Below are 22747 nucleotides of genomic sequence, written 5' to 3' on the forward strand. Positions count from 1 at the left end.
TTCTCCGGGCGCTGTGTCTCTGGGCGCCGCGTCTGCGGGCGCCGTGTCTCTGGGCGCCGCGTCTGCGGGCGCCGTGTCTGCGGGCGGAGTGCTTCCGGCTACGGCTGGGCGCAGCCAGTCGCCGCTCTTGCCGCCCGTCTTGCGCTCCAGCCGGACGCGCTCGATCGAGACCGACTTGTCCAAGCCCTTCACCATGTCGATGACGGCGAGCGCCGCCACGGAGACGGCCGTGAGCGCCTCCATCTCCACTCCGGTGCGGTCGGCCGTGCGCACGGTCGCCTCGATGCGCACGCCGTCGTTCACGATCTCGAGCTCGACCGCAGCCCCGTGCACGCCGATCACGTGGGCGAGCGGAAGCAGTTCCGGGGTGCGTTTGGCGCCCTGGATGCCCGCGATGCGCGCGACCGCCAGCACGTCACCCTTCGGTGTCGAGCGGTCCCGCAACGCGGTCACGACTGTCTCGGAGCAGCGCACGAATCCGGACGCGGTCGCACTGCGCACCGTCGGCTGCTTCTCGGTGACGTCGACCATGCGGGCGGCGCCCCCGGCATCCAGGTGCGTGAACGGTTGTGCAGGTGCGCCGCTGGGCTCGGTCATGTCAGCACCATCACGGTCACGGAGTCTCCTTCTTCCACGCGCCCGACGTGCGCGGGCACGACGGCGAGTCCCTCGGCTGCGGCGAGCGAGCTCACCAGGTGTGATCCGCTGCCGCCCGCGGATGCCGGCCGCACCGTCTGCTCGTCGTACACGACGGGCAGCACCTGGGTTCGAGCCGGCGGACAGGTCCAGGTCGCACCGGCCGTGCGGGTGACCAGCGGGCGGTCGATGATCGGATGCCCGCCGAGCTTCCGCAGCGCCGGTCGCACGAACATCTCGAACGAGACCGCGACGCTGACCGGATTGCCGGGCAGGCAGAAGACGAGGATGCCGTCATCCATCGTGCCGAAGCCCTGCGGCTTGCCCGGCTGCATGGCGACGGGCTCGAACGCGATCGATCCGACGCCATCGAGCACGGCCTTCACCACGTCGAACGCGCCGACACTGGCCCCGCCCGACAGCACAACGACGTCCGGTCGGGCTTCGCGCCGTAGGTCGTCGAGCACGCGACGCAACTCCGACTCGTCGTCGGGAACGCTGCGCACGCCAACGACGTCGGCACCGGCGGCCCGCAGAGCGGAGGAAAGGAGTACGGAGTTGGACTCCGGGATCTGGCCGCGGCGGGGCGTTTCGGAAGGCGGCACGAGCTCGGATCCGGTGGAGATCACGGCGACCCGCGGCCTGCGGTAGGCGATCACGTGATCGTGCCCGGCCGAGGCGATCGACGACAGCTGCCATGGCCCCAGTTCGGCGCCGGCGGGCACCGAGATCGCGCCGGGCGGTGCATCCTCTCCGGCGTGCCGGATGTGCGCACCGGCAGAGGGCTGCGTCGTCACGATCACCCACTCGGGAGCCGTGGCGGAGATCGCGGTGCCCAGGTCGGTGTGCTCGAGCGGCACGATGGCATCCGCATCGCTCGGCACAGGGGCGCCGGTCATGATGCGCGCCGCCTCCCCCGCGCCCAGCGGCGGGTTCAGTTCGGAGCCCGCCGGCACGTCGGCGACGACACGCAGGCGGGCGCCGACCGAGGCATCCGCGCGTCGCACGGCGTAACCGTCCATGGCGGAGTTGTCGAAGAGCGGGACCGGCCAGCGCGTGTGCACCGGTTCGGCCAGCACGAGTCCCAGCGCAGCCGCCAGGGGGACGCGCTCGGCCGGCAGCGGGCGCGCGGCCGCCAGCACGTGCTCCTTGTGCGCCTCGACCGTGATCACGCGCGCACCTGCGCTCGCATCCAGGCGTCGTATCCGCCGTCGAGGATGCGGATGTCGGCATCCGGATGCTCCGCCAGCAGCATGCGAGCAGCGATGCGAGCGCGGGGGCCGGTCTGGCAGAACACGACGACCGGATGGTCGAGCTCGAGCAGGGGGGCATCCGTCGCCACGTGCGACAGGGGCACGGACCGGGCGCCGGGGATGGTGCCCACGGCGAACTCGTCCGGCTCGCGTACGTCGATGAGGGTGGGGTCGCTCAGTGCGCGGAGGTCGTCCGCCCTGACCCGTCGCACCGCGTCCGGTCGGGCAAAGGTCGGTCGCGGCGTGTCTCTCTCAGGCGTCGTCTGCGGCGTTCCACGTTGAGGGGCGCTCTCGGCGCGCGGCGCGGGCACCAGGGGTACCTCCCGCGTCGTCGCGGTGAGCGCGTCGATGACGAGCATGCGGCCGAGCAGCGTCTCGCCGACACCGCAGATCAGCTTCACGACCTCGGCGGAGAGGATGCCGCCGAGCTGCCCGCAGAGCGCGCCGAGCACCCCGGCGTCAGCGCACGACGGTGCATCCTCGGGCGCGGGCGGCTCGGGGAACACGTCGCGGAGGTTCACGGGCTGGGTCCCGTCGGCGCTCGTTGAGCCGGACGCGTTCGCCCTCGCCGGCTCGGCGAGTCCGTTCGGCGGGCGCGACCAGAACACGGTGGCCTGCGCATCGAATCGCAGCACCGACCCCCAGACCAGCGGGGTGCCGAGTGCGGCGCAGGCATCCGCGACGGCATAGCGCGTCTCGAACGTGTCGCTGCCGTCGACGACGACGTCGTATCCGGTGAGGAGCCGCTGCGCGTTCGCGGCATCCAGATGCTCGCGGATCTCGATGACCGCGGTGCGCGGCGACAGGGCGCGCACGCGCTCGGTCGCGACGGTCGCTTTCGGACGACCCACGTCGGTCGTGCCGAACGCGATCTGGCGCTGGAGGTTCGTGGCATCCACGACGTCGTCGTCGACGATACCCAGTGTCCCGACGCCCGCGGACGCCAAATAGAGGAGGACAGGCGAACCGAGGCCACCCGCCCCGATCACGGCGACCTTCGCCGCCGCCAGCCGGCGCTGCCCGACGTCGCCGATCTCGAACAGCCGCAACTGCCGCGCCGCGCGCACGCGCTCGTCGGGCGCGAGCACGTCGACGGGCTGCACGAGTGGAGGCAGGACCATGCCTCAACGGTAGCTGTTCGGCTCCGCGCCGACGGCGGTCCGCCGAGCCGCCTTCGACGCTTCGCGTCGTTACGAGCACCCGAGACGACGTCACGGGTCCAGAAGTTCGGAGATCGAGCCACCGGTCTCCGCATTTGCGGAACTAGAATACAAATCATGACGCGTTTTCGGATCAGCGAGGCCGCCGCCCTGCTCGGAGTCAGCGACGACACCGTGCGTCGATGGGTCGACGCGGGCGAGTTGACGGCCGGCACGGATGACGTGGGCCGGGCGGTCGTCGAAGGTGCGGATCTCGCGCGTCGGCTGACGACATCCGCGAACGGTCCCGGCGACCCGCTGGAGCGTGGCACAAGCGCCCGGAACCGCTTCGTCGGACTGGTGACCGGGGTGACCAGCGACACTGTGATGTCCGAGGTGGAGCTGCAGTGCGGGCCGCACCGCGTCGTCTCGCTCATGTCGACCGAGGCGGTGCGGGAGCTCGGACTCGAGATCGGCTCGCTCGCGACCGCCGTCGTGAAGGCGACCATGGTGATCGTCGAGACTCCGCCCGCCACCGAGGCGAAGCCGCGCGGCGCCACGGGCGCGAAGGGCGGCCGGCGATGAGGCTGCCCCGACGAGCGGCGACCGCGACCGCGGCAGCCCTGACGGCTCTCGCGCTTCTCCTGACCGGATGTTCGGCATCCTCCGGTTCCGCCGCCACCGTGAGCGGCGCATCGGACGGCAAGGCGAGTCCGGGCGAGCCGCTGATCGTGTTCGCCGCGGCGTCGCTGCAGGGCTCCTTCGATGCGCTGGCGAAGAGCTTTCAGAAGGCGAACCCGGAGTATCCGGTCGCGCCGATCCGCTACGACGGATCGCAGGCGCTCGCCACCCAGATCGTGGGCGGCGCGAGCGTGGACGTTATCGCGTTCGCCGATCAGCAGTCACTGGGTCCCGTCACGAAGGCTGGACTTGCAGGCAAGGACACGAGCTTCGCGAGCAACACCCTGCGGATCGCCGTCCCGCCGGGCAACCCGAAGGGCATCCGCGACCTGTCCGATCTGACCAGACCAGGGCTGAAGGTCGTGATCTGCGCACCCCAGGTGCCGTGCGGAACGGCGTCGCAGACCCTTCTCTCCAACGCCGGCGTGCAGCTCACTCCGGCCAGCGAGGAGACCAATGTCACGAGCGTCGTGACCAGGGTGGAGAACGGCGAGGCGGATGCCGGGCTCGTCTACGCGACAGATGTTGCGGCATCCGGCGGCAAGCTCGACGGCATCACACCGGCCGGCGCGGCCAAGGTCGTGAACAGCTACCCGATCGCCGTCGCGAACAAGGCGCCCTCGCCGAAGGCCGCCCATGCGTTCGTCTCGTTCGTTCTCTCGAGTGCCGGCCAGCGCATCCTCGCGAGGTTCGGCTTCGGAAAGCCATGACTCTGCCGCGCGGTCTCTACGTCGCCGCGCTCGTCGCCCTGGCGTTCCTCGTGCTCCCGGTCGTGGGCCTGGTGACGCGCGCGCATTGGTCGACGCTGTGGAGCGACCTCTTCGCACCCGCCTCGCTCACCGCGCTGTGGCTTTCGCTGTGGACGGCCGCCTGCGCCACGATCGTGTGTCTCGTGCTCGGCCTTCCGCTGGCCGTCGTGATCGCCCGGTCGACCACGCGTCTCGCCGGCGTGCTGCGCACCATCGTGCTCATCCCTCTGGTGCTGCCGCCCATGGTCGGCGGTCTCGCCCTGCTGTCGCTGCTCGGCCGGGTGGGGCTGCTCGGCAAGCCGATCTTCCAGTTCAGCGGCTTCAGCCTTCCATATACCAGCGCGGCGGTCGTCGTCGCCCAGGCGTTCGTCGCCCTGCCGTTCCTCGTCATCACCGTGGAGGGCACCCTGCGCACCTCGGGCATCGGACACGAACAGATCGCCTCGACGCTCGGCGCGGGTCGCTGGCGCGTGCTCGGAACGGTGACGATCCCGCTCATCGCCCCCGGCATCGCTGCGGGCACCGCGCTGTGCTTCGCCCGCGCGCTCGGCGAGTTCGGGGCGACCGCGCTGTTCGCCGGCAACGCGCCGGGCGTGACGCAGACCATGCCGCTCGCGATCTACACCGCGTTCAACGGCGTCGGCATCACCCAGGACTCCGCCGTGGCGCTCTCGCTGCTGCTGCTGGTCAGCGCCGCCGTCATCGTGGGCGGGCTGCGCGCCTGGCGAGAAGACGCCGTGCGATGACCGAGCCGCACGGCGCATCCCTCTTCGCCGACCTCGGCGCCTCACGGGGCGGGTTCGCCGTCGACCTGCGGTTCGAGGTGCCAGCCGGCGGATGCCTGGCCGTCTTCGGTCCGAACGGCGCAGGCAAGTCGACCCTGCTTGCCGCACTCGCGGGCCTGCTCCCTCTGCGACGCGGCGAGGTGCGGCTGGATGATCGCGTGCTCGAGCAGGCCGGACGGCTCCGCGAGCGGCCCGAGCACCGGCGCATCACCCTTCTGGAACAGAAGCCTCGGCTGTTCCCGCACCTCACGCTCGCGCAGAACATCGCGTTCGGACCACGTGCGCAGGGCGTGACCCGATCGGATGCCCGGCGCGCCGCTTTGGACTGGCTGGAGCGCATCGGCCTCGCTCATCGAGCGGATGCGCGACCGCACGAACTCTCCGGCGGCCAGCAACAGCGGGTGGCGGTGGCGCGCGCGTTCGCCGCGGATCCGCGGGTCATCCTGCTCGACGAGCCGTTCTCCGCTCTGGATGCCGAGAGCGCCCCAGCGGTGCGCCGGTTGCTGTCCGCGGAGCTCGCGCGAACCGGAACGACCAGCGTGCTCGTGACGCACGAGCTCGCGGACGCCTTCCCCTGGGCCGAGTCCTGTCTGGTGCTCGACCACGGTCGCGTCGTCGACAGCGGATCCCCGCACGACCTTGCGACCAAGCCGGGGCATCCGTTCGCCGCCAGGCTCGCCGGATTCAGCGTCGTGCCCGGCACGTGGCGGAGCGGTTCGCTGCAGGTCGCGGGCGCCTCACTGGGCGGCGTACCGGATGCTCCACTCGCCGAGGGCGCGCAAGCTTTCGGCATCGTCGCACCGCGCGACGTGGCCGTTCGCTTCGGGGATGCCGGCGCCGTGCGCACGAGCATCCGCTCGGTGTCTGCGCACGCCGGCGCACTTCGTCTGGAGACCACGGTGGGCCTCGTCGCGGAGCTCTCGCTAGCGGAGGCACTGGCGTCGTCGGCCGGCCGGATGCCCGAGCCCGGCGATCCGGTATCGGTCACCCCGAGCGCGCTCCGGGTGGTGGCAGCGCCCACCCGTTAGCCTCAGCTCTCGGGCTCTTCCTCGGCTTCGAGGGTTTCGTTCGGGTCGATGGAGGAGTCGTCGGTCTCGGTGGCCCGCATCGCCTCCTGCTCCTCCTGCTGCGCCTCCGCGGCGACCTCTTCTTGGCGGTGCTTCTTGCCGAACATGTTCCGTTCCCGTCGTCGTGTGCTTGCGCGGCTACGAAGCGCCGGACTGAGTCGTGCTCGAGTCGCCTCGCTTTCGACACTATGCCCGTCGTAGCAGCCTCACCAGGGCGTCGCTGCGACGGTGCGCGCTGCTTCAGACCAGCAGCGTGGGCGAGCCGTATTCGGCCACGCGTCGGTCTGAAGTGAGGAGTGTGTAACCCTCGGTGCGTGCCTGCGCCACCAGCATCCGGTCGAACGGATCGCTGTGGATGCGCGGCAAATCGCCCACCGCGACAGCATGCGCGCTCGTGATGTCTAGCTCGCGATAGCCGACCTCGATCAAGCCGCGGCGAAACACAGCTGCCGAGAGCTGAAACGATGAACGGCCCAATGCCGCCTTGATCGATATCTCCCAGATCGAGGCGGCACTGAAGATCACCGCATTGTCTTCGTCCTCGAGGAGATCTCGCGCGCTCCGGCTGAGGCGCGGCTCGTCACCGGCCGCCCAGATCAGAAGGTGCGTGTCGAGCAGATACTTCATTCGCGCGACTCCGTGGTCACCGGCTCCTCACCCGCGAACAGAGCTGCGACGTCTTCCGACATCCACTCGTCGAAGTCGTCTGGCACGGAGGGCATGTTCTTGTACCAACCGAGCCTTCGCGGCTGAGCAACCGGCGTGTCCAGCCGCGTGAGCTTCGCGACCGGCCGACCCGACTTGGCGATGATGATCGTTTCACCGCTCGCTGCCGCATCGACAAGACGCGAGAAGTGCGTCTTCGCGTCATGGATGTTGACGGTACGCATTCGTCTGCTCCACTGGACTAGATCAAGTGGACTAAGTCTAGTCATGGTTCGCACTACTCCCGTGTGGACGAGAAGCGAAGAACCAGCGGGAACTGAGGCGCGGATGCGACTCTGAGAAGCCCTTCGTCTGCACCCGACGTATCGTGGCAGTGTGGCCAGCGCAGATCAGACTGCTTCGCCAGATGCCGGCGTCAACGTTCGCGTGCGCCGCATCTACGATGCGCCCGAGCCCGGCGACGGCAAGCGAGTGCTCGTGGATCGGCTGTGGCCGCGCGGCATGAGCAAGGAACGCGCGGAACTGTTCGAGTGGTGCAAAGACGTCGCGCCGTCCCCTCAGTTGCGACAGTGGTACGGGCACGATCCGGAGAAGTTCGACGAGTTCGTGAAGCGGTATCGCGCCGAACTCGACGACCAGGAGCACGTCGAAGCGCTCGATTCGCTTCGCAAGCTTGCGCACGGCGGAACGGTGACGCTGCTCACGGCATCCAAGCGCGACGACATCAGCGAGGCCACTGTGTTGCAGCAGGTGCTCACCGCCGGTTGACCTTGGGCCACCAGCGCCAGAGGTTCCGCGCGACCAGCGGTCGACAGATCAAGCAGTCGCCCTCGAGCGCACCGAGACGCGACCCTCGGCGACGCGCACGTCCCAGACCGGCTCGGGCACGGATGCCGGTCCGCGATGAACGGTGCCGTCGACCAGCCGGAACTCGCTGCCGTGCCAGGGGCACTGCACGCATCCGTCGACCAGCGATCCCTCGTCGAGCGGTCCGCCGGCATGCGTGCACGTCGCGGACAGCGCGCGAACGACGCCACCCTGCTTCACCAGCATCACGGGCACATCGCCGGCCGTCACACGCAGCGGTGTGGCTTCCCTCACGTCCGTCTCCGCCGCCACATCGGTCCACTCCGCTTCCGAGCCCTGGAACGCGGTGTGGTTGATCCCGACGCCGCGCACGAGCGACAGGTGGCCGCCGAGGTATGCCGCGACCGACATCACCCCGAAAGCCAGCAGGCTCAGCCCCATCCCGCGACCCCTGTGTCCGCCCCGCCGAGACAGCCACGAGACGATCTGCAGCACGAGTGCCGCGTCGTTCAGGAGCGCGTGCACGAGTCCGACCCGCTTCGTCGGGCCGTGCGTGTCCGCCCAGTCGGATGCCCCGGCCATCGCCGTCGGAATCGCGCCGAGGACTCCGAGACCCACCATCCGTCTCGCCGAGCGGGCTCCGCGTTCACCGGCAGTGACATCCAGCAGCAGCGCAGCGCTCCAGAACCCGATGGGCACATCGGTGAGCATCGGATGCAACGCATGCCCGAGCCATGTTCCCGAGAGCAGGTTCTTCACCGCCTTGCGCTTCGTGGCTTTCACGACGAGCTCCGAAAGCGGATCGGCGACCGCGTCGAGTGCGCTGGCCCCCTCGATCGCGCTGGTCAGACGGTGCGCGGTTCTGTTCAGTCTTCCCATGCGTCCGGGTCTAGCCCAGACCTTTCCGACGGTCAACGCCTTGGCAGGGCGGATCGGCGCGGGGTCGTCACGCAGGTCCGGAGCTGGTGCCCACCCGGCCATGCTTTCGACCGATACGGCCGGGCGGTGGTGCGAACACGGGCATACCCTGCCGTTATGGCGGACAACGACACGAGGGCGGATGACGCACCCCAGCAGATCGAGGACTGGTCCATTCTGACGGCGGGGCGCCGCTACGAACTCCGCAGCGGCGACGACCGACGGCAGGGGAGGTTCCTGCACCTGCTCGGCGACGACATCGCGTTGTTCGAGCTGGACGGCAGCGAGGTGTCGGAGCCTTTCGAGCAGTCCGATTGGACGGTCTACCCCACGCCGTGAGCGGGCGCGGCTGCGCGCACCGACCCCATGTAAAGCGTGCTTGACACGCATCCGTCGTCACCGTACAGTCGAGACATGACAAGCGAGCTTGACACGGACGGGGAATCGTCGATCGAACTGCGACGCCTGCGCGCCTTCCGACTGCGCATGTGGATAGGGGTCGGATGCCTCGTGCTCGCGAACCTCGCGCTCGCCCTGTGGGGCCGCGAAGGCGGCGCGCTGCGGTGGGTGCTGGCCGTACTGCCGCTGCTTCCGATCATCTGGATGGTGATCGTGATCGTGCTCCGCGTTCGGCAGATGGACGAGTACCAGGTGAAGCTGCTCTTCCCCGGACTCGCGGTCGGGTTCACCCTGTCGATGGTGACCGCGCTCACGCTCGGCACGCTCGGCGCTGCCGGAATCGCCGTGCCCACCAGCGGATGGCTCGTCGCGATCGTGGGGATCGTCTCGTGGGAGTTCACCAACCTGTTGGTCGGGGCACCCAAAGCCTGATGGAGAATCTGATCCGCGCCGAGCGGGAGGGCCGCGGCTGGACGCAGGCGACGCTCGCCGAACGCCTGGATGTCTCGCGCCAGACCGTCGTCGCACTCGAGACCGGAAAGTACGATCCGTCACTCCCCCTGGCGTTCCGCATCTCACGGCTCTTCGGAAAGCCGATCGAGGAGCTGTTCACGCCGGCAGGTCGCTGACGAACTCGTGACACGACGATGGGCCCCGGGCACGGATCCGGGGCCCATCTGCTTCGTTCTCGGGCGCGCCCGAGAGGCTTTGTTACCGCTGCTCCGCTTGCGCCCGTGCGAACAGCAGATACGCGGATGCCGTCCAGGTGTAGGCGCGGTCGCGCAGGCCTTCGCCCGTGACGGCATCGAAGTTCTCCGCGAACCCGGACTTCTCGCAAAGGCGCAGGAAGCGCTCGCGCACAGCATCCGCGAGCTCGGTCTGCCCGGCTCGGCGCAGGCCGTCCTCGACCAGCACCGTCGACGGTGCCCAGATCGGGCCGCGCCAATAGCCGTCAGACTCGTAGTCTTCCGAGTCGATGGGTTCGGTGGCCAGGCCCCACTCCGTCAGGTGCTCGCGGATGCCGTCGGCCAGCACCTCCGCCGTCTCGGGCTCGAGCGCCTCGCCGAGCACGATCGGAAGGAGTGTGAGCAGGCTGCGTCGCTTGGCCTCCCGGCCGTCGGATGCGGCGACCGCGACGTATCCGTCGCCGCGCCAGAGCCCGGCGAGGCCCTCGCGCACCTCGACTTCCGCTTGCGCCCATGCCGAAGCATCCGTCTCATACCCCAGCTCGACGGCCAGGTCGCGAAGAACACGCAGCTGGATGATGAGGAACGCGGCGAGGTCGGGGGACTCGATGACCCGGTCGCGGTCGAAGGTCGTCGCGTTGTCCCACCCGCTGTCGTTGCCGTGCTGGTAGTGAGGCAAGGCGTGCCCTGGCACGCGACGGTGGTCGAGCCAGAACCGGCTCCAGGCGGCGAGGCGCCGGTAGGTCTCCGGCAGCTGCGGGTCGACCAGCGATGCCGGTAACGCACGGCGCAGGCCGGTGAACGCCCATCCGTGGATCGGCGGTTTCACGTAGTTGTACAACGCCTCGGAGTGCGTCACAGAGTCGGGGAGCGCACCGGCGTCGGTCTGATGGTCGAACGGCAGCATGAATTGGTCGAAGGCCAGCTCCGGCTGCCCGCCGGCGAGGGCGAGCGCGTTGAAGCAGTGGTCCCAGCTCCACACCTTGTCCATCCAGTGCTTCGACATGAGCACGCCCTCGCGGTCGAGGAAGCCCTCGGGACGCACGGTCGCCGACCACAGCACGTACGAGGCGGCGACCGCAGCCGGCACGGCATGGTCTCGCCACGGCGCGACGGCGTCGAGGAACGCTTCGAACTCCTCGCGCACCGACTCACGGGCTTCGTCGAACGTGGTCAGACTCCGATACGGCTCGCGTGCCGTCTCGAGCTCTTCAACGACGAGTTCCCATTCGTTCTCGGCGACCGCTTCGACCCAGCGGTCGGCGCTTCCGAGCGACTCGCCGCCCACGACGTGCACTTCGCCTGCGATCACGGTGATGCGGTAGCGCCGGCCCGTCTCGTAGGAGGTGTAGACCGGGGAGCCATCGATCGGATCGGTGAATAGATACATGCCGGTGAAAGGGGTGAGCTCGTCCGCCGCCTCCGCGAACCGCATCCCCAGGCCACGTCCGCGAAAGCGGATGATGTCGGTCGTCTCGAAGACGGCCTCCACGTACCCAGCCGGGGACTCCCAGCGCAAGACGCACGGTGTGGCGGTGGTCGTGGCATCCACCGGATCGCCTGCCAGGGTGGGCACGAGCCGCAGCACGGCGTGCATGCCGGTGGTGTGCGAGACCAGGTGGATGTCGTGCTCCGCGCGGTGGAGGCCCACGACCGGCGAGAGGTCGAGCCACGAGCCCCGCCGGCTGAACGGGATGGCCCGCACGTCGAACTGGTCTTCTCCGGGGAACGCTGCCGGCGCTGGAACGGTTTCGAGCTGGGTCATGGGGCGGTTCAGTCCTTCACTGCGCCGGCGGTGACCCCGGCGGCGACGTAACGTTGGGCCACGATCAGGAGGACCGCGGCGGGAACGGATGCGACGACCGCGGTCGCCATGATCGCGTTCCACTGCTGGTTGTTGTTGCCGATGTATCGGTAGATGCCCATCGTGATCGGCTGCAGTGCTCCGCCGCCGTCGACGGTGGAGGCGAAGATGAAGTCGGACCACGCCCAGAGGAACGCGAACAACGACACGGTGACGATCGAGTTGCGGCTCACGGGCATGACGACGGACCTGAACGTGCGCCAGTGCCCGGCGCCGTCGATCTTCGCGGCCGCGAGGAGCTCGTTCGGGATGCCGCTCATGAAGGCGGTGAAGATGAGCACTCCGAAGGGAACGGCGATGGTCGAGTCGGCAAGGATCAGCCCGGGGATGGTGTCGAGCAGCCCGAGATTCAGGTAGATGACGTAGAAGCCCATCGCCATGACGACGGCCGGGATCATCTGCGCGATGAGCAGGATGAAGCTGAGCGCGCCACCGCCCTTCGGCCGCAGCTTGGCGAGCGAGTACGCGGCGGGCGCCGAGAGCGCCACCGTGAGCACCACCGTGCCGAGGCCGATCAGGAGGCTGGTCGCCAGGAACGGGAACTGCTCCGAGAACACCTGCCGGTACCCGTCGAAGGTCGGGTCTACGGGTAAGAGGTTCGGTGGGGACTTGCGCATGTCCTGCGTCTTGGTCAACGAGACGTTGATCATCCAGTAGACCGGGAACAGCATGAGTGCCGTGAACACGACGCCCAGCAGGATGCGCCACCAGGACTTCTGCACGCTCATGAGAGATCCATTCGTCGCTGCACGCGGATGTAGATGAGCCCGAACACGACAGCGATGACGATGAGCAGGTTGCCCACAGCGGCCGCCGGAGAGAAGTCGGGAAGGGTCGAGCCGAACCCGAGCTGGTAGGCCCAGATCGCGAAGGTCGTGGAGGCGCTGCCCGGCCCGCCCCGCGTCATGATCCAGATGATGTCGAACACCTTGAGCGTGTAGACGAGGCCCAGCAGGATCGTGATCGCCGACACCGGGCGCAACAGGGGGAACGTGATGCGCCAGAAGCGCTGCCAGCCGTTGGCACCATCGATCGATGCGGCTTCGTAGACATCCGCCGGAATGTTCTGGAGTCCGCTGTACATGATGACGAGATTGAACGGGATGCCGATCCAGATGTTCGCGATGAGCACGGCGACGAGCGCCCAGTGCGGCGATGTCAGCCAGTTCACCGACGGCAGGCCGACGGCGTTCAGGAACGAGTTGATGACCCCGGAGTCGCTGTTGAGCATCCATGACCAGGTGGATGCCGACACCAGCAGCGGCAGCAGCCAGGGCACCAGGAAAAGCGCGCGCAGCACTCCCGACAGCCTGAAGCTGCGGTAGAAGAAGACGGCCAACGCCAGCCCGATGGAGAACTGGAAGACGATCGAGACGAGCGTGAAAACGGCCGTGTTCAGAAGCGCCGGCCCGAAGGTGGGGCTCGTGATCACCGCGACGTAGTTGTTGAACCACACCCACGGCGCGCTGCCGTCGACGAACGTGCGCACCGAGTAGTCGCGCAAGCTCATGTCGAGGTTCCGCAGGAGCGGGAACGCGTAGAAGACGAGCAGGTAGACGACCACCGGCGCGAGGAACGCCCACGCGATCAGCTGCGCCCGCCTCTTCTCCTTCGCCCTGCTCGAGCGGCGGTCGATTTGCTGCCCGCCGCTCGGGCGGGGAGCGGCCTTATCGGCCGTTCCCCGCGCGATCGGGGGTGCAGCTGTCTCGGGTGACATCTGCATCACTGGCATCTCTTGTCTTCCGGGCCCGCGATCACTTCGTCTTGGACGCCGCCGCGGTCTGCGCGGCCTTCATGGCGTCACTCGGCGTCTGCGAACCGGAGAGGGCGTTCTGCACGGCTCCCCACATCTGCTGCGAGATGATCGGGTAGTTCGTGCCGAGGTTGTCGCCGGTCCTGGCCTTCGCCGTCTGCACCGCGTCCACCCACGGCTTGAGGCTCGGGTCCGCGGCCAGCTGCTTCTGCTGCACCGTCTTCGTCGCGCCGATGTAGTTCAGGGTGTTGACCGTGTTCACGACGTTCGTCGAACTGGTGAGGCAGGAGACGATCTTCGCCGACGTCTTGTACCGCGACGAGTCCTTCTGCACGGGAATCGTGAAGAACTCACCGCCGGTGGGGGCTGGAGCCGCCGTTCCGGCCGTCTTCCCTGGAAGCGGAACCACCTTGTAGCCCGCCTGCGCGGCGCTGGCCTTCTGCCAGGTGCCGTTCTCGGAGAAGCCGAAATCGCCGGTCTGGAACTCCTGCCAGCTCGTCGTCTGCGTGTCGTTGATCACGGAGTTCGGTGCCAGGCCCTGCTTCACCCAGTCGGTCCAGAGCTGCAGCGCGGCGACACCCTGCGACGAGTCGAGCTTCTTCAGGTTCGCGCCCGCACCCCAGAACCACGGCAGGAACTGGAACGAGCCCTCCTCGGTGCCGATCGCCGAGAACGTGATGCCCTTGTGTCCGGATGCCACCACCTTCTGGAGTGCGGCGGTCAGCGTGTCCCAGTCCGTCACGCTGTTGATGTCCACGCCCGCTGCCGCGAGCACCTTGGGGTTGTAGTACAGCGCGAGAGTATTGGCTCCGATCGGAACGCCGTAGGTCTTGCCGTCGATCACACCGGCGCCGAGGATGTTCTGCGCGATGCCGCTGGTCGACAGTCCGTTGTCGGCGGTCGTGGTCAGGATGCCGGCATCCGCCAACGTCGAGACCACCGGGTTGTCAACGAGGAGCACGTCCGGTGAGTTCTTCTGCTGTCCCGCCAGAAGAGCCTTGTTGGTCAGGTCACTCGTGTCGTACGCGGTGCGCTTGATCTTCACGCCCGCGTCGCTGCCGCACTTGTCGATGACCTTCGCCCAGTCCGACGACGCGTTGTACTGCGGGTACGGGTCCCAGAACGTGTAGGTTCCGCCTGCCGAGCTGCTGGATCCTGAACCGGAGCTGCTGCATCCGGCGAGCGCGCCCGCCGTGATTCCGGCCGCGACGACGGCCGCCGCGATGGCACGGACCTTTCGGGTCTTGTCCACGGTATTTCCTCTCTGAAATGTGATCTGTGGTGAGCGGCGTTTGATCCGTGCGCACGCCATCGTGACCGTCAGACAGCTCGAGTGCTGCCCCGGTCGGTGATCTCCGGCGCGACCAGTTCGAGAACGTGGTCACCGGAGAAGTCGGGATCCTGAAGTCGTTCGATCAGGGTCTGGACCGCTGCGCGGCCCAGCTTGTCGGGCGACGATTCCACGGCCGTGTACGGCAGGGAGAACAGCCGCCCGAAGTCTTCGGAGTAGATGCCGACGACGGAGAGGTCGTCGGGCACGCGGATGCCCCGCGTGTGCAGCACGGAGGGCAGCGCGGCGATCATCGCGTCGTTGTGCACGATGAACGCGGTCGCCTCCGGGCGCTCGTCGAGAATGTGGGTCAGCTGGTCGTTCACGCCCGGCTGCTGCGTCTCGCCCGGATAGGAGAACACGCGGATGCCGTGTCGCGACGCCCGCTCGAGTGCCGCGTCGCGGAAGCGCCAGGCATACGCCCCGCCGCGCTCGTACACGTGCTCGTTCGGTGTGATCATCACGACCTCGCGGTGCCCGAGGGCCGCGAGGTGGTCGACGAGCACTCGGCCCGATTCCGCGAAGTCGAGGTCGTAGACGTCGAAGCCCTCGGTTGTGCGCGGTAGTCCGACCATGGCGCCCGGCTGGCGGATCTTGCGCAGCACCGGGAGGCGGTCGTCGTCATGCGCGACGTTGAGCAGCATGACGCCGTCGATCATGTTCGAGGATGCGATGCGCTGTAAGGCATGGGCGCCGTCGGCCTCCGTGACCATCAGAATGTCGTAGCCCGCGGCACGGGCGGCATCCGAGATCGGCAGAACGTACTGCAGCATGGCCGGCGAGAACTCGTCGGGGAGGAACTGCACGAAGAGGCCGAGCACGTGCGTCTGCGATGACGCGAGTGCGCGTGCTCCCGCGTTCGGGGCGAAGCCGAGGTCGGCGATCGCCTTCTCGATCCGGTCGCGCGTCTCCTGCGCGATCGGTCGCTTTCCGGAGATCGCGTACGACACGGTGCTGGCCGAAACACCCGCATGGCGGGCGACGTCTGCCATCGTGGTCATCGTTTCTCCTCATCGTCGAAGCGCGTCGATGCGAGTGTAAGCACGTCTACGTACGGCCGCAACTCGCCTGCTGTATTCCCTTGATTTCAGCGGGGATTGCGGCATTCGCAGCTCCGGCGGTGCTCACGATCGATTCATCGATGCGCTTGCGTCGGCCCTTGACGCGCACGATGAGCGGGCGTTACCGTCGTGCTCGGCGCCGCACGGAATACCGAGTGCCAGTTCTCTCCAGAGCAGGAGCAGGAAATGATTCGCACCTCCCATCGATTGCCGGGCAGCGTTGCCGCCGTCGGCGTAGCGGCCGCGCTGGCCGCAGCCGCGCTCGCGACGTCGCCCTCCGCATCGGCCGAGCCCACGGCAGCGAGCACGCTGGTCGTCAGCGCCGATCAGACGTTGCGACCCGTGACTCACGTGGCCTCCGGCTCGCTTTACGGGCTGGCGACAGCGACGACGCCGGCCGACTCCCTTGTCGAGCCGCTGCATCCGAACACCTTCGTGCAGATGGCCCCCGGCGGATCGCAGCTGCCGAACGGGGAGCCCTCCCCCGCTGGCGACGCGCTCAAGGTGGCACCCGAGGCGGCGAAAGCCGGCGCGAAGGTCGTCGTGCGCATGTCGGACTGGTATCCGAACTTCCCGTATCGCTGGGTGAGCTGGCCGGACTGGCTGAACGCCGTCGACACGCAGGTGAAGGCGGTGCAGGCATCCGGAGCCACGAACATCTCGGCGCTGGCGCCGTGGAACGAGCCCGACTGGACGTGGAACGCCGCCGCGGCCGGGCCGTTCAACGACTTCTGGACCCGAACGGTGCGTGAGATCAAGTCGCTCGATCCCACGATTCCGATCCAGGGACCGAGCTACTCGGACAACATCTCGGGAATGAAGAGCTTTCTCGAGAACGCTGTCGCCACCGACACCGTGCCCGACATCATCGCCTGGCACGAGCTGGAGAGCTCGAGCAAGATCGCCGGTGACATCCAGACCGTCACCTCGATCGAGAAGAGCCTGGGCATCACGCCCCGGCCGATCGCCATCGAGGAGTACGCGACCCCGTCGGAGGTCGGCGTGCCCGGTGCCCTGGTCGGCTACATCGCGAAGTTCGAGCGTTACGGCGTGAACAACGCGGAGCTCGCGTTCTGGAACCACTACGGAACCCTCGGCGACCTCCTCACCGACACCGGAGGATCGCCGAACGGCGCCTACTGGCTCTACACGTGGTACGGCGCGATGACCGGGAACATGGTCGTCACGACGCCGCCGGCGAACAGCGGGCTGGATGGCGCGGCATCCGTCTCGCCCGACAAGAAGAGCCTCGACGTCATCTTCGGCGGCGGCTCCGGATCGACAGCGGTCAAGGTGACCGGACTGAAGTCGCTGCACCTAGGTCGCAACGTCGACGTGAAGCTCGAGTACACCCCGTCGAAGGGACGCACCACGGCCGTGGCCGGACCCATCGCAATCTCGGACACCACCTACCGTGTCTCCGACGATGGCTCGATCACGGTCCCGGTCGCGATGAACGCCAGCTATGGATATCACCTCGTCGTCTCGAAGTCGACGAAGGCGAGCGGGATCTCCGGCACGTACAGCGTGACCAACGCCAACAGCTCGCTCGCACTCGCGCCGTCCGCGACCTCGGGATCGGATGCCGTCGTGCAGGCGGATGCGAACGAGTCCGCCTCCCAGCGGTGGACGATCTCGCCAGCGCTGAACGGCCTGTACACCATCACGAACCAGGCGAGCAGCCTGCGGCTCGGCATCGACGGCAAGGAGCCGGGGTCCGGGGCAGTCCTGCAGAAGCCGTCGTCGGCATCCGGTCAGCTCTGGCAACTCATCCCAGACGGGGCTGGGCACGACAAGATCGCCAACTATGACAGCGGCCTCGTGCTCGGTGTGGTGGGGCGGAGCACGAACTCGGGCGCCGCGGTGATCCAGTGGGCGGATGGCCAGCTCACCTCCGCGTGCTCGGCCACCGGTCCCCGCACCCCGGGCAAGATCGGCGGCGCGGTCACTCTGTGCGGCAACGGCGAATACGTCAGCATGCCGAACGGCATCCTGAGCGGGCTCTCCGGCGACTACACGATCTCGGCGTGGGTGAACCCGTCGGTAGACACCCAGTGGTCCCGCGTCTTCGACATCGGCACAGGAACCACCGACTACGCCTTCCTCACTGTGAACGCCGGTTCGGCCCCTCGATTCGCGATCACCACGAGCGGTGCGGGAGGCGAGCAGGTGATCAACGGCACGTCCCAGTTGCCGCTGAACACGTGGTCGCTGCTCACGGTGACGGTGTCGGGCACGACGGGAACGCTGTACGTGAACGGCACCGCCGTCGGCACGAACACGGCCATGACCGTGCACCCGAGCCAGCTCGGAGCGACCACTCAGGACTGGATCGGACGTTCCGAATACAACGATCCCTACCTGAACGCGGCCGTGGATGACTTCAACATCTACGACCGGGCGCTCACGGCGTCCGACGTGGCTGCACTGGCCGGCGGACAGGCCGGAGCCGGGGATGTTGTGCACTATGCGTTCGACGAGACAGGCGGAGCCACCGCGAACGACTCATCGGGCAACGGCCGTAACGCCACCATCGTGTCGAACCCGGTCTCGACCGGCTCGAATGTGGAGTCGCCCGACCAGCTCTGGACGCTGACGAAGATCTCCGGGTAACTGAGCCGGCCGGGGAAGAACCACCGGCATCCGCTGGTTCAGCAAGGTGTGAACGACATGCTCCGCAGGGCGACCGTCGTCGTCATCGGCGCCGGTCAGGCCGGGCTGTCGGCCGCGTACCACCTGACGAGGCGGGGGTTCTCCAGCGCGTTGAAGAACCCCCGCCTCGAGCGGACGTACGTCGTGCTGGATGCGAATCCCGCGCCCGGCGGAGCGTGGCAGCACCGCTGGCGATCGTTGAAGGTCGCCACCCTCAACGGCATCTTCGCTCTGCCCGGTTATCCGTCGCCCGCCTTGGATCCCCAAGAGGAGAGCCGTGTCGCCGTTCCGCGATACTTCGCCGGCTTCGAACGGGAACACGACCTCGCGATCCTCCGTCCGGTGGCCGTCCGGTCGGTGCGGCGCGCCGACCACGATCCGGATGGCGACCTCATCGTCAGCACGGACCACGGTGGGTGGATAGCCCGCGCCGTCATCAATGCGACCGGCACCTGGGACAACCCGGTGCTCCCCCGCTATCCCGGCCAGGAGACGTTCCGCGGCCGACAGCTGCACACCCGCGACTACGTCGCACTGGAGGAGTTCGCGGGGCAGCGTGTGGCGGTCGTCGGCGGCGGCATCTCGGCGGTCCAGCAGCTCGAGGAGATCTCACGCGTCGCCACCGTCTTCTGGTACACCCGGCGTGAGCCGACGTTCATCGACGGACACTTCGAACCGGAGACGACCGGACGCGCGACCATCGCCAAGGTGGTCGCCGACGTCGAAGCCGGCCGCCCGACCGGGTCCGTCGTCTCCTACACCGGCCTCGGCTGGACGCCTTACGCTGTCGCGGCGCGAGACCGCGGTGTGCTCGTGCGCCGACCCATGTTCACGCGTATCGAGCCCCACGGGGTGCGCGAAGCCGACGGCACCTTCACGAGCGTCGACGTCATCCTGTGGGCGACGGGCTTCAAGGCATCCCTCGATCATCTTTCGCCGCTGCAGCTGCGCAATGAGCTGGGCGGCATCCGGATGCTCGGCACTCAGGTCGCGACGGATCCGCGCATCCATCTCATCGGCTTCGGCCCCTCGCAGTCGACCGTGGGCGCGAATCGTGCGGGGCGGGATGCCGTCCGCGTGCTCGCGAAACACCTCGCGGTCGAGCCTGCCGCCAGCCTGCCGTGATCACCCCTGCCCGCGACCTTTCGCCGCGTGCAGACGTCTTGCCGCGCTGAGCCAGCTCCGCCTCGCGACGGTTCAGCCGTGACCCTTCTTCTTGCCGTTTCCGTTTCCGTGATTCCCCTTCGGCTTGCCAGGGCCCGGAACCACCGGCGGAGTGGGCGTCGGGCTCACGGTGACGACGACCGTGGGCGCAGGAGTGTGCGCGGGTGTGGCCGGATGCTGTCCGGCGCTCAAGAAGGACCACGCGAGGACCGCGCCGGCGACGACAACAGCAGCGATGACGACCGCGATGGCGACGGCGATGCGCCTCCTGCGCGACGGTGCGACGGCCGGAGGCGCCTCCTCGACGCGGTCTTCGAGCCCCAGGCGAATGGTGGGCGCGTCCGACGAGGAGGGCAGCAGCAAGGTGGGCGCAGCCGTCAGAATCGCGGTCGGCCCGCCGTCTCCTCTCAAGGAGAGCTCCCCTGGGGGTCCCAGCGCGTCGAAGGATGCAGCCAGACGCGCGGCCGCCGGACGCTCGCCCGGGTCCCGGGCGGTCATCGAGCGGAGCAGCGCGCCCCAGTCCGCCGAGAGGCCGGCCGGCAGCACGGGATCCCTCGCCAGCCTGGCGACGCTCGACTCCACGGCAGGACCGGGAAACTCGCGATGCCCGGTCAGGCACTCCAGCACCACGAGGCCGAGCGAGTACACGTCGGCCGCCGGGCCCACCTCGCTGCCCGACACCTGCTCCGGGCTGAGGTACCCGGCCGTCCCGAGCACCAGGCCCGCGGTCGTGAGCTTCTCGGATCCGAGGAGCTGCGCGATACCGAAATCGACGAGCTTGACAGAGCCGCCGGCATCCTCGATCAGGATGTTCTCCGGCTTCACGTCGCGATGCACGATGCCGCGACGGTGCAGATACTCCAGCGCCGCACCGAGCTCACGGCCGAGGCGGCGCGCGAGATCAGGATCGGCACCCTCGCGTTCGATGCGCCGCCGCAGCGACTCGCCCTCGATCAGCTCCATGACGAGGAACGCCGGCCGACGATCGTCCGGACCTGCCGGCCATTCCGCGTCGAACAGCGTGGCCAGGTGCGGATGACTCGCCGCGGCGAGCACGTGCGCCTCGCGCAGTCGGCGCTCCGGGTCGGAGCCGATGGCGCCATCCGCACTGAACACCTTGACCGCGACCGGCCGGCGGAGCTTCTCGTCCCACGCCCGGTAGACGGTAGACATGCCGCCTCTGCCCAAGGCTGCGCCGAGACGGTAGCGGCCTGCCAGCAGCACCGGCTCGGCCGGGTCTGGCTCAGGCATCCGTCTCCTTCCGATCGGCTCTCCACGATACGGGTACGAGGTGGACGTCGTCGCGGATCGTCGTCGGCCGGACCTCAGAGCTCGTACAGGGCATCCTCCGTGGCCGCTGCGCTGTACGAGGCAAGGAGCATGAGCTTCTCGGCGCTTTCGCTGCCGGGGTCGGCATGGTGGATGGCCAGGACGAGAGTCCGGACGGAATCGCCGACAATGAGCTTTTCGCGGTTGAGTGTGAGTGGTCCGACGAGCGGATGGTTGAAAGTGATCGGCCAGTTCTGCCTGAGCTGCACGTCGGATTGCGCCCACAACGTGCGGAACCTGTCGCTGGCGAGTGAGAGCTCCCCGACGAGTTCGATGAATCTGGCGTCGTCGGTGTCGGAGCCGACCGAGCGTCGGAAACCGGCGACGAGCCGCGCCGTCGTGTCTTCCCAATCGGGAAACAGGTCTCGCTCGTCCGGGTCGAGGAACATTGCGCGGAGCCGGTTCTCGCCGGGCACCAGACGGGGTGAGAGCGCGGTTGCGAGCGGGTTGGCGGCCAGCACGTCGAAGTAGCGGCCCTCGACGAATGCCGGGAGGTTGATGGATGCGAGGAGCTTGGCGATGCCCTCAGGAACGCTCTCGCGCCTGGGGCGGTGACGCGGCCCGCTGGTCGCAGGCGTGGCGAGGGAGAGCAGATAAGCGGTGCCGGTGGCGTCGAGCCCGTACACGCGGGCGAGCGACTGAAGGATCTGCCGGGACGGGTTCTGGTCGCGGCCCTGCTCCAGGCGTAGGTAGTAATCGACGCTGATGCCCGCCAAGAGCGCCACCTCCGCGCGGCGCAGCCCGGGCACGCGCCGATTTGCGCCTCCCGGCAGCCCGACCTGCTCGGGCCGCACGTGTGCTCGCCGGGCACGGAGGTAGTCGCCAAGCATGTTGTTCTGCTTCGACTCCACGGCTTCATGCTAGGCACGCGGATCGGGCTGGTCGTGACCCTGCGAGTACCACTGTCAGCAGGGTCTACTCATGCGATTCGAGGTCGGGCGAGCATCGAGGGGTCGGTCCAGAGCATTCACGCGAACTCCGTTTCCGGGCAAGCTGAGTCGACACCCCCGTGAGAGTCCGAAAGGAACCTGCATGTCACGAATCGCGTTGATCACTGGCGGAAACCGCGGCATCGGCCGCGCGTCCGCCTATGCCCTCGCCGAGGACGGGACGGATCTGATCATCACCTACCGCTCGAGCCCGCATGAGGCTGAAGCGGTCGTCGCGGAACTGACCGAACGCGGCAGAACCGCCGTCGCCGTTCGCCTCGACATCACCGACGACGAAAGCTTCCCCGGGTTCGGCGAACGACTACGCGAGCTCTTGCACAATCAATGGGACCGCGAAAGCTTCGACATCCTCGTCAACAATGCCGGCTTCGATCGCGTGACGCCGTTCGGCAAGACGGATGCGGCCGCGATCGACGCGCTCTACTCGGTCCACGTCAAAGGCCCGATCCTGTTCACGGAGCGACTCGCTCCGCTGATCGGCGACGGGGGCCGCATTCTGTTCACCTCCTCGGGCCTCACCCGATACGTCGCCAATCCCGCCTACTCGGTCTACGCGTCGATGAAGGGCGCCATCGAGATCTACGCGAAGTATGCGGCGAAGATCCTCGGTCCCCGTGCCATCACGGTCAACGTGCTGGCGCCAGGAGCGACGGCGACGGACTTCGCCGGCGGCATCATCCGCGACGACGAGCAATATCGGGCGATGATCACGTCCAACCACGCGTTCGGCCGTGTGGGCGAACCGCAGGACATCGGCGGCGCGGTGCGTACCATCACCGCGCCCAGCGCCGGCTGGATCACCGGGCAACGCATCGAGGCATCCGGCGGGCAAAGCCTCTGAACACCTGCGCCCCCGCC

24 protein-coding genes and 1 pseudogene are annotated in these 22747 nt (G+C 68.2%); 11 read left to right on the forward strand and 14 right to left on the reverse strand.

Annotated features, from left to right (window positions below; all coding sequences use genetic code 11):
- Positions 1-108: 108 nt before the first annotated feature.
- From moaC to ACYVI5_RS08100, 3 genes and pseudogenes are all read right to left on the reverse strand, one after another.
- A pseudogene (gene moaC / locus ACYVI5_RS08090) lies at positions 109-597 on the reverse strand (cyclic pyranopterin monophosphate synthase MoaC); the annotation flags it as partial.
- Positions 594-1808, reverse strand: coding sequence for a molybdopterin molybdotransferase MoeA (locus ACYVI5_RS08095; RefSeq protein ID WP_460579765.1), 1215 nt, complete (start codon positions 1806-1808; stop codon positions 594-596). The gene ACYVI5_RS08095 and the pseudogene moaC, both read right to left, overlap by 4 nt.
- Positions 1805-3010 carry a ThiF family adenylyltransferase gene (locus ACYVI5_RS08100; protein ID WP_460579766.1) on the reverse strand — a complete coding sequence of 402 codons (1206 nt, stop codon included), beginning with the start codon at positions 3008-3010 and terminating at the stop codon, positions 1805-1807. The genes ACYVI5_RS08095 and ACYVI5_RS08100 overlap by 4 nt, the downstream gene beginning before the upstream one ends.
- A 156-nt stretch (positions 3011-3166) precedes the next feature.
- Here ACYVI5_RS08100 and ACYVI5_RS08105 point away from each other — a divergent pair, with 156 nt between their 5' ends.
- Genes ACYVI5_RS08105 through ACYVI5_RS08120 form a run of 4 tightly spaced genes read left to right on the forward strand, consistent with a single transcriptional unit; the run spans position 3167 to position 6271 of the window.
- Positions 3167-3613, forward strand: a complete 447-nt coding sequence (locus ACYVI5_RS08105; RefSeq protein WP_460537468.1) for a TOBE domain-containing protein — start codon at positions 3167-3169, stop codon at positions 3611-3613.
- Entirely contained in the window at positions 3610-4419 is an 810-nt protein-coding gene (gene modA / locus ACYVI5_RS08110; protein ID WP_460579767.1) for a type 2 periplasmic-binding domain-containing protein, read from the forward strand. The genes ACYVI5_RS08105 and modA overlap by 4 nt, the downstream gene beginning before the upstream one ends.
- The gene (locus ACYVI5_RS08115; protein WP_460537464.1) at positions 4416-5204 is read left to right on the forward strand and encodes a molybdate ABC transporter permease subunit; all 789 of its coding nucleotides are present in this window, start codon (positions 4416-4418) and stop codon (positions 5202-5204) included. The genes modA and ACYVI5_RS08115 overlap by 4 nt, the downstream gene beginning before the upstream one ends.
- The gene (locus ACYVI5_RS08120) at positions 5201-6271 is read left to right on the forward strand and encodes a sulfate/molybdate ABC transporter ATP-binding protein (protein WP_460579768.1); all 1071 of its coding nucleotides are present in this window, start codon (positions 5201-5203) and stop codon (positions 6269-6271) included. The genes ACYVI5_RS08115 and ACYVI5_RS08120 overlap by 4 nt, the downstream gene beginning before the upstream one ends.
- A 2-nt stretch (positions 6272-6273) precedes the next feature.
- Here the strand turns inward: ACYVI5_RS08120 and ACYVI5_RS08125 are convergent, their stop codons facing one another.
- The 3 genes from ACYVI5_RS08125 to ACYVI5_RS08135 all read right to left on the reverse strand — a co-directional run bounded on the left by ACYVI5_RS08125 (position 6274) and on the right by ACYVI5_RS08135 (position 7200).
- A complete protein-coding gene (locus ACYVI5_RS08125) occupies positions 6274-6417 on the reverse strand; it encodes a hypothetical protein (protein WP_460537460.1) in 144 nt (47 codons plus the stop codon).
- Positions 6418-6550: 133 nt separating this feature from the next.
- Complete coding sequence (locus ACYVI5_RS08130; RefSeq protein ID WP_460537458.1) at positions 6551-6937, reverse strand: type II toxin-antitoxin system VapC family toxin; 387 nt, start codon at positions 6935-6937, stop codon at positions 6551-6553.
- Positions 6934-7200, reverse strand: coding sequence for a type II toxin-antitoxin system Phd/YefM family antitoxin (locus ACYVI5_RS08135; protein ID WP_460579769.1), 267 nt, complete (start codon positions 7198-7200; stop codon positions 6934-6936). Before ACYVI5_RS08135 ends, ACYVI5_RS08130 begins: the two co-directional genes overlap by 4 nt.
- Positions 7201-7351: 151 nt before the next feature.
- Between ACYVI5_RS08135 and ACYVI5_RS08140 the strand changes: the two genes are divergently transcribed.
- Positions 7352-7744 (forward strand): DUF488 domain-containing protein, encoded by a 393-nt coding sequence (locus ACYVI5_RS08140; protein WP_460579770.1) that lies wholly within the window; start codon positions 7352-7354, stop codon positions 7742-7744.
- A gap of 48 nt (positions 7745-7792) precedes the next feature.
- On the opposite strand, the gene ACYVI5_RS08145 is transcribed toward ACYVI5_RS08140, so the two are convergent.
- Entirely contained in the window at positions 7793-8662 is an 870-nt protein-coding gene (locus ACYVI5_RS08145) for a Rieske (2Fe-2S) protein (RefSeq protein WP_460579771.1), read from the reverse strand.
- 156 nt (positions 8663-8818) lie between these two features.
- Here ACYVI5_RS08145 and ACYVI5_RS08150 point away from each other — a divergent pair, with 156 nt between their 5' ends.
- From ACYVI5_RS08150 to ACYVI5_RS08160, 3 genes are all read left to right on the forward strand, one after another.
- Positions 8819-9040: a hypothetical protein gene (locus tag ACYVI5_RS08150; RefSeq protein ID WP_460579772.1), complete on the forward strand. Its 222-nt coding sequence runs from the start codon at positions 8819-8821 to the stop codon at positions 9038-9040.
- A 75-nt stretch (positions 9041-9115) separates the two neighbouring features.
- On the forward strand, positions 9116-9532 hold the full coding sequence (locus tag ACYVI5_RS08155; RefSeq protein ID WP_460579773.1) for a hypothetical protein: 417 nt from the start codon (positions 9116-9118) through the stop codon (positions 9530-9532).
- Entirely contained in the window at positions 9532-9729 is a 198-nt protein-coding gene (locus ACYVI5_RS08160) for a helix-turn-helix transcriptional regulator (protein ID WP_460537445.1), read from the forward strand. Before ACYVI5_RS08155 ends, ACYVI5_RS08160 begins: the two co-directional genes overlap by 1 nt.
- A gap of 82 nt (positions 9730-9811) precedes the next feature.
- Here the strand turns inward: ACYVI5_RS08160 and ACYVI5_RS08165 are convergent, their stop codons facing one another.
- The 5 genes from ACYVI5_RS08165 to ACYVI5_RS08185 form a co-directional block, all read right to left on the reverse strand.
- On the reverse strand, positions 9812-11551 hold the full coding sequence (locus ACYVI5_RS08165; protein WP_460579774.1) for an amylo-alpha-1,6-glucosidase: 1740 nt from the start codon (positions 11549-11551) through the stop codon (positions 9812-9814).
- An 8-nt stretch (positions 11552-11559) separates the two neighbouring features.
- Positions 11560-12378: a carbohydrate ABC transporter permease gene (locus tag ACYVI5_RS08170; RefSeq protein WP_460579775.1), complete on the reverse strand. Its 819-nt coding sequence runs from the start codon at positions 12376-12378 to the stop codon at positions 11560-11562.
- Positions 12375-13373, reverse strand: a complete 999-nt coding sequence (locus ACYVI5_RS08175; protein ID WP_460579776.1) for a carbohydrate ABC transporter permease — start codon at positions 13371-13373, stop codon at positions 12375-12377. Before ACYVI5_RS08175 ends, ACYVI5_RS08170 begins: the two co-directional genes overlap by 4 nt.
- Before the next feature lie 31 nt (positions 13374-13404).
- A complete protein-coding gene (locus ACYVI5_RS08180; protein WP_460579777.1) occupies positions 13405-14655 on the reverse strand; it encodes a sugar ABC transporter substrate-binding protein in 1251 nt (416 codons plus the stop codon).
- Positions 14656-14723: 68 nt separating this feature from the next.
- Positions 14724-15734: a LacI family DNA-binding transcriptional regulator gene (locus tag ACYVI5_RS08185; protein ID WP_460579778.1), complete on the reverse strand. Its 1011-nt coding sequence runs from the start codon at positions 15732-15734 to the stop codon at positions 14724-14726.
- A 246-nt stretch (positions 15735-15980) separates the two neighbouring features.
- Between ACYVI5_RS08185 and ACYVI5_RS08190 the strand changes: the two genes are divergently transcribed.
- Positions 15981-18407, forward strand: a complete 2427-nt coding sequence (locus ACYVI5_RS08190) for a LamG-like jellyroll fold domain-containing protein (protein WP_460579779.1) — start codon at positions 15981-15983, stop codon at positions 18405-18407.
- A 57-nt stretch (positions 18408-18464) separates the two neighbouring features.
- Entirely contained in the window at positions 18465-19571 is a 1107-nt protein-coding gene (locus tag ACYVI5_RS08195; RefSeq protein ID WP_460579780.1) for an NAD(P)-binding domain-containing protein, read from the forward strand.
- Between the two features lie 72 nt (positions 19572-19643).
- Here ACYVI5_RS08195 and ACYVI5_RS08200 read toward each other — a convergent pair whose 3' ends face one another.
- Together ACYVI5_RS08200 and ACYVI5_RS08205 are read right to left on the reverse strand one after the other, a co-directional pair.
- Positions 19644-20861, reverse strand: coding sequence for a serine/threonine-protein kinase (locus tag ACYVI5_RS08200; protein WP_460579781.1), 1218 nt, complete (start codon positions 20859-20861; stop codon positions 19644-19646).
- A 74-nt stretch (positions 20862-20935) separates the two neighbouring features.
- Positions 20936-21790: a helix-turn-helix transcriptional regulator gene (locus ACYVI5_RS08205; RefSeq protein ID WP_460579782.1), complete on the reverse strand. Its 855-nt coding sequence runs from the start codon at positions 21788-21790 to the stop codon at positions 20936-20938.
- Positions 21791-21971: 181 nt separating this feature from the next.
- Here ACYVI5_RS08205 and ACYVI5_RS08210 point away from each other — a divergent pair, with 181 nt between their 5' ends.
- Positions 21972-22730 (forward strand): SDR family NAD(P)-dependent oxidoreductase, encoded by a 759-nt coding sequence (locus tag ACYVI5_RS08210; RefSeq protein WP_460579783.1) that lies wholly within the window; start codon positions 21972-21974, stop codon positions 22728-22730.
- Positions 22731-22747 lie beyond the last annotated feature (17 nt).

It is taken from the genome of Humibacter ginsengisoli, assembly GCF_054780095.1.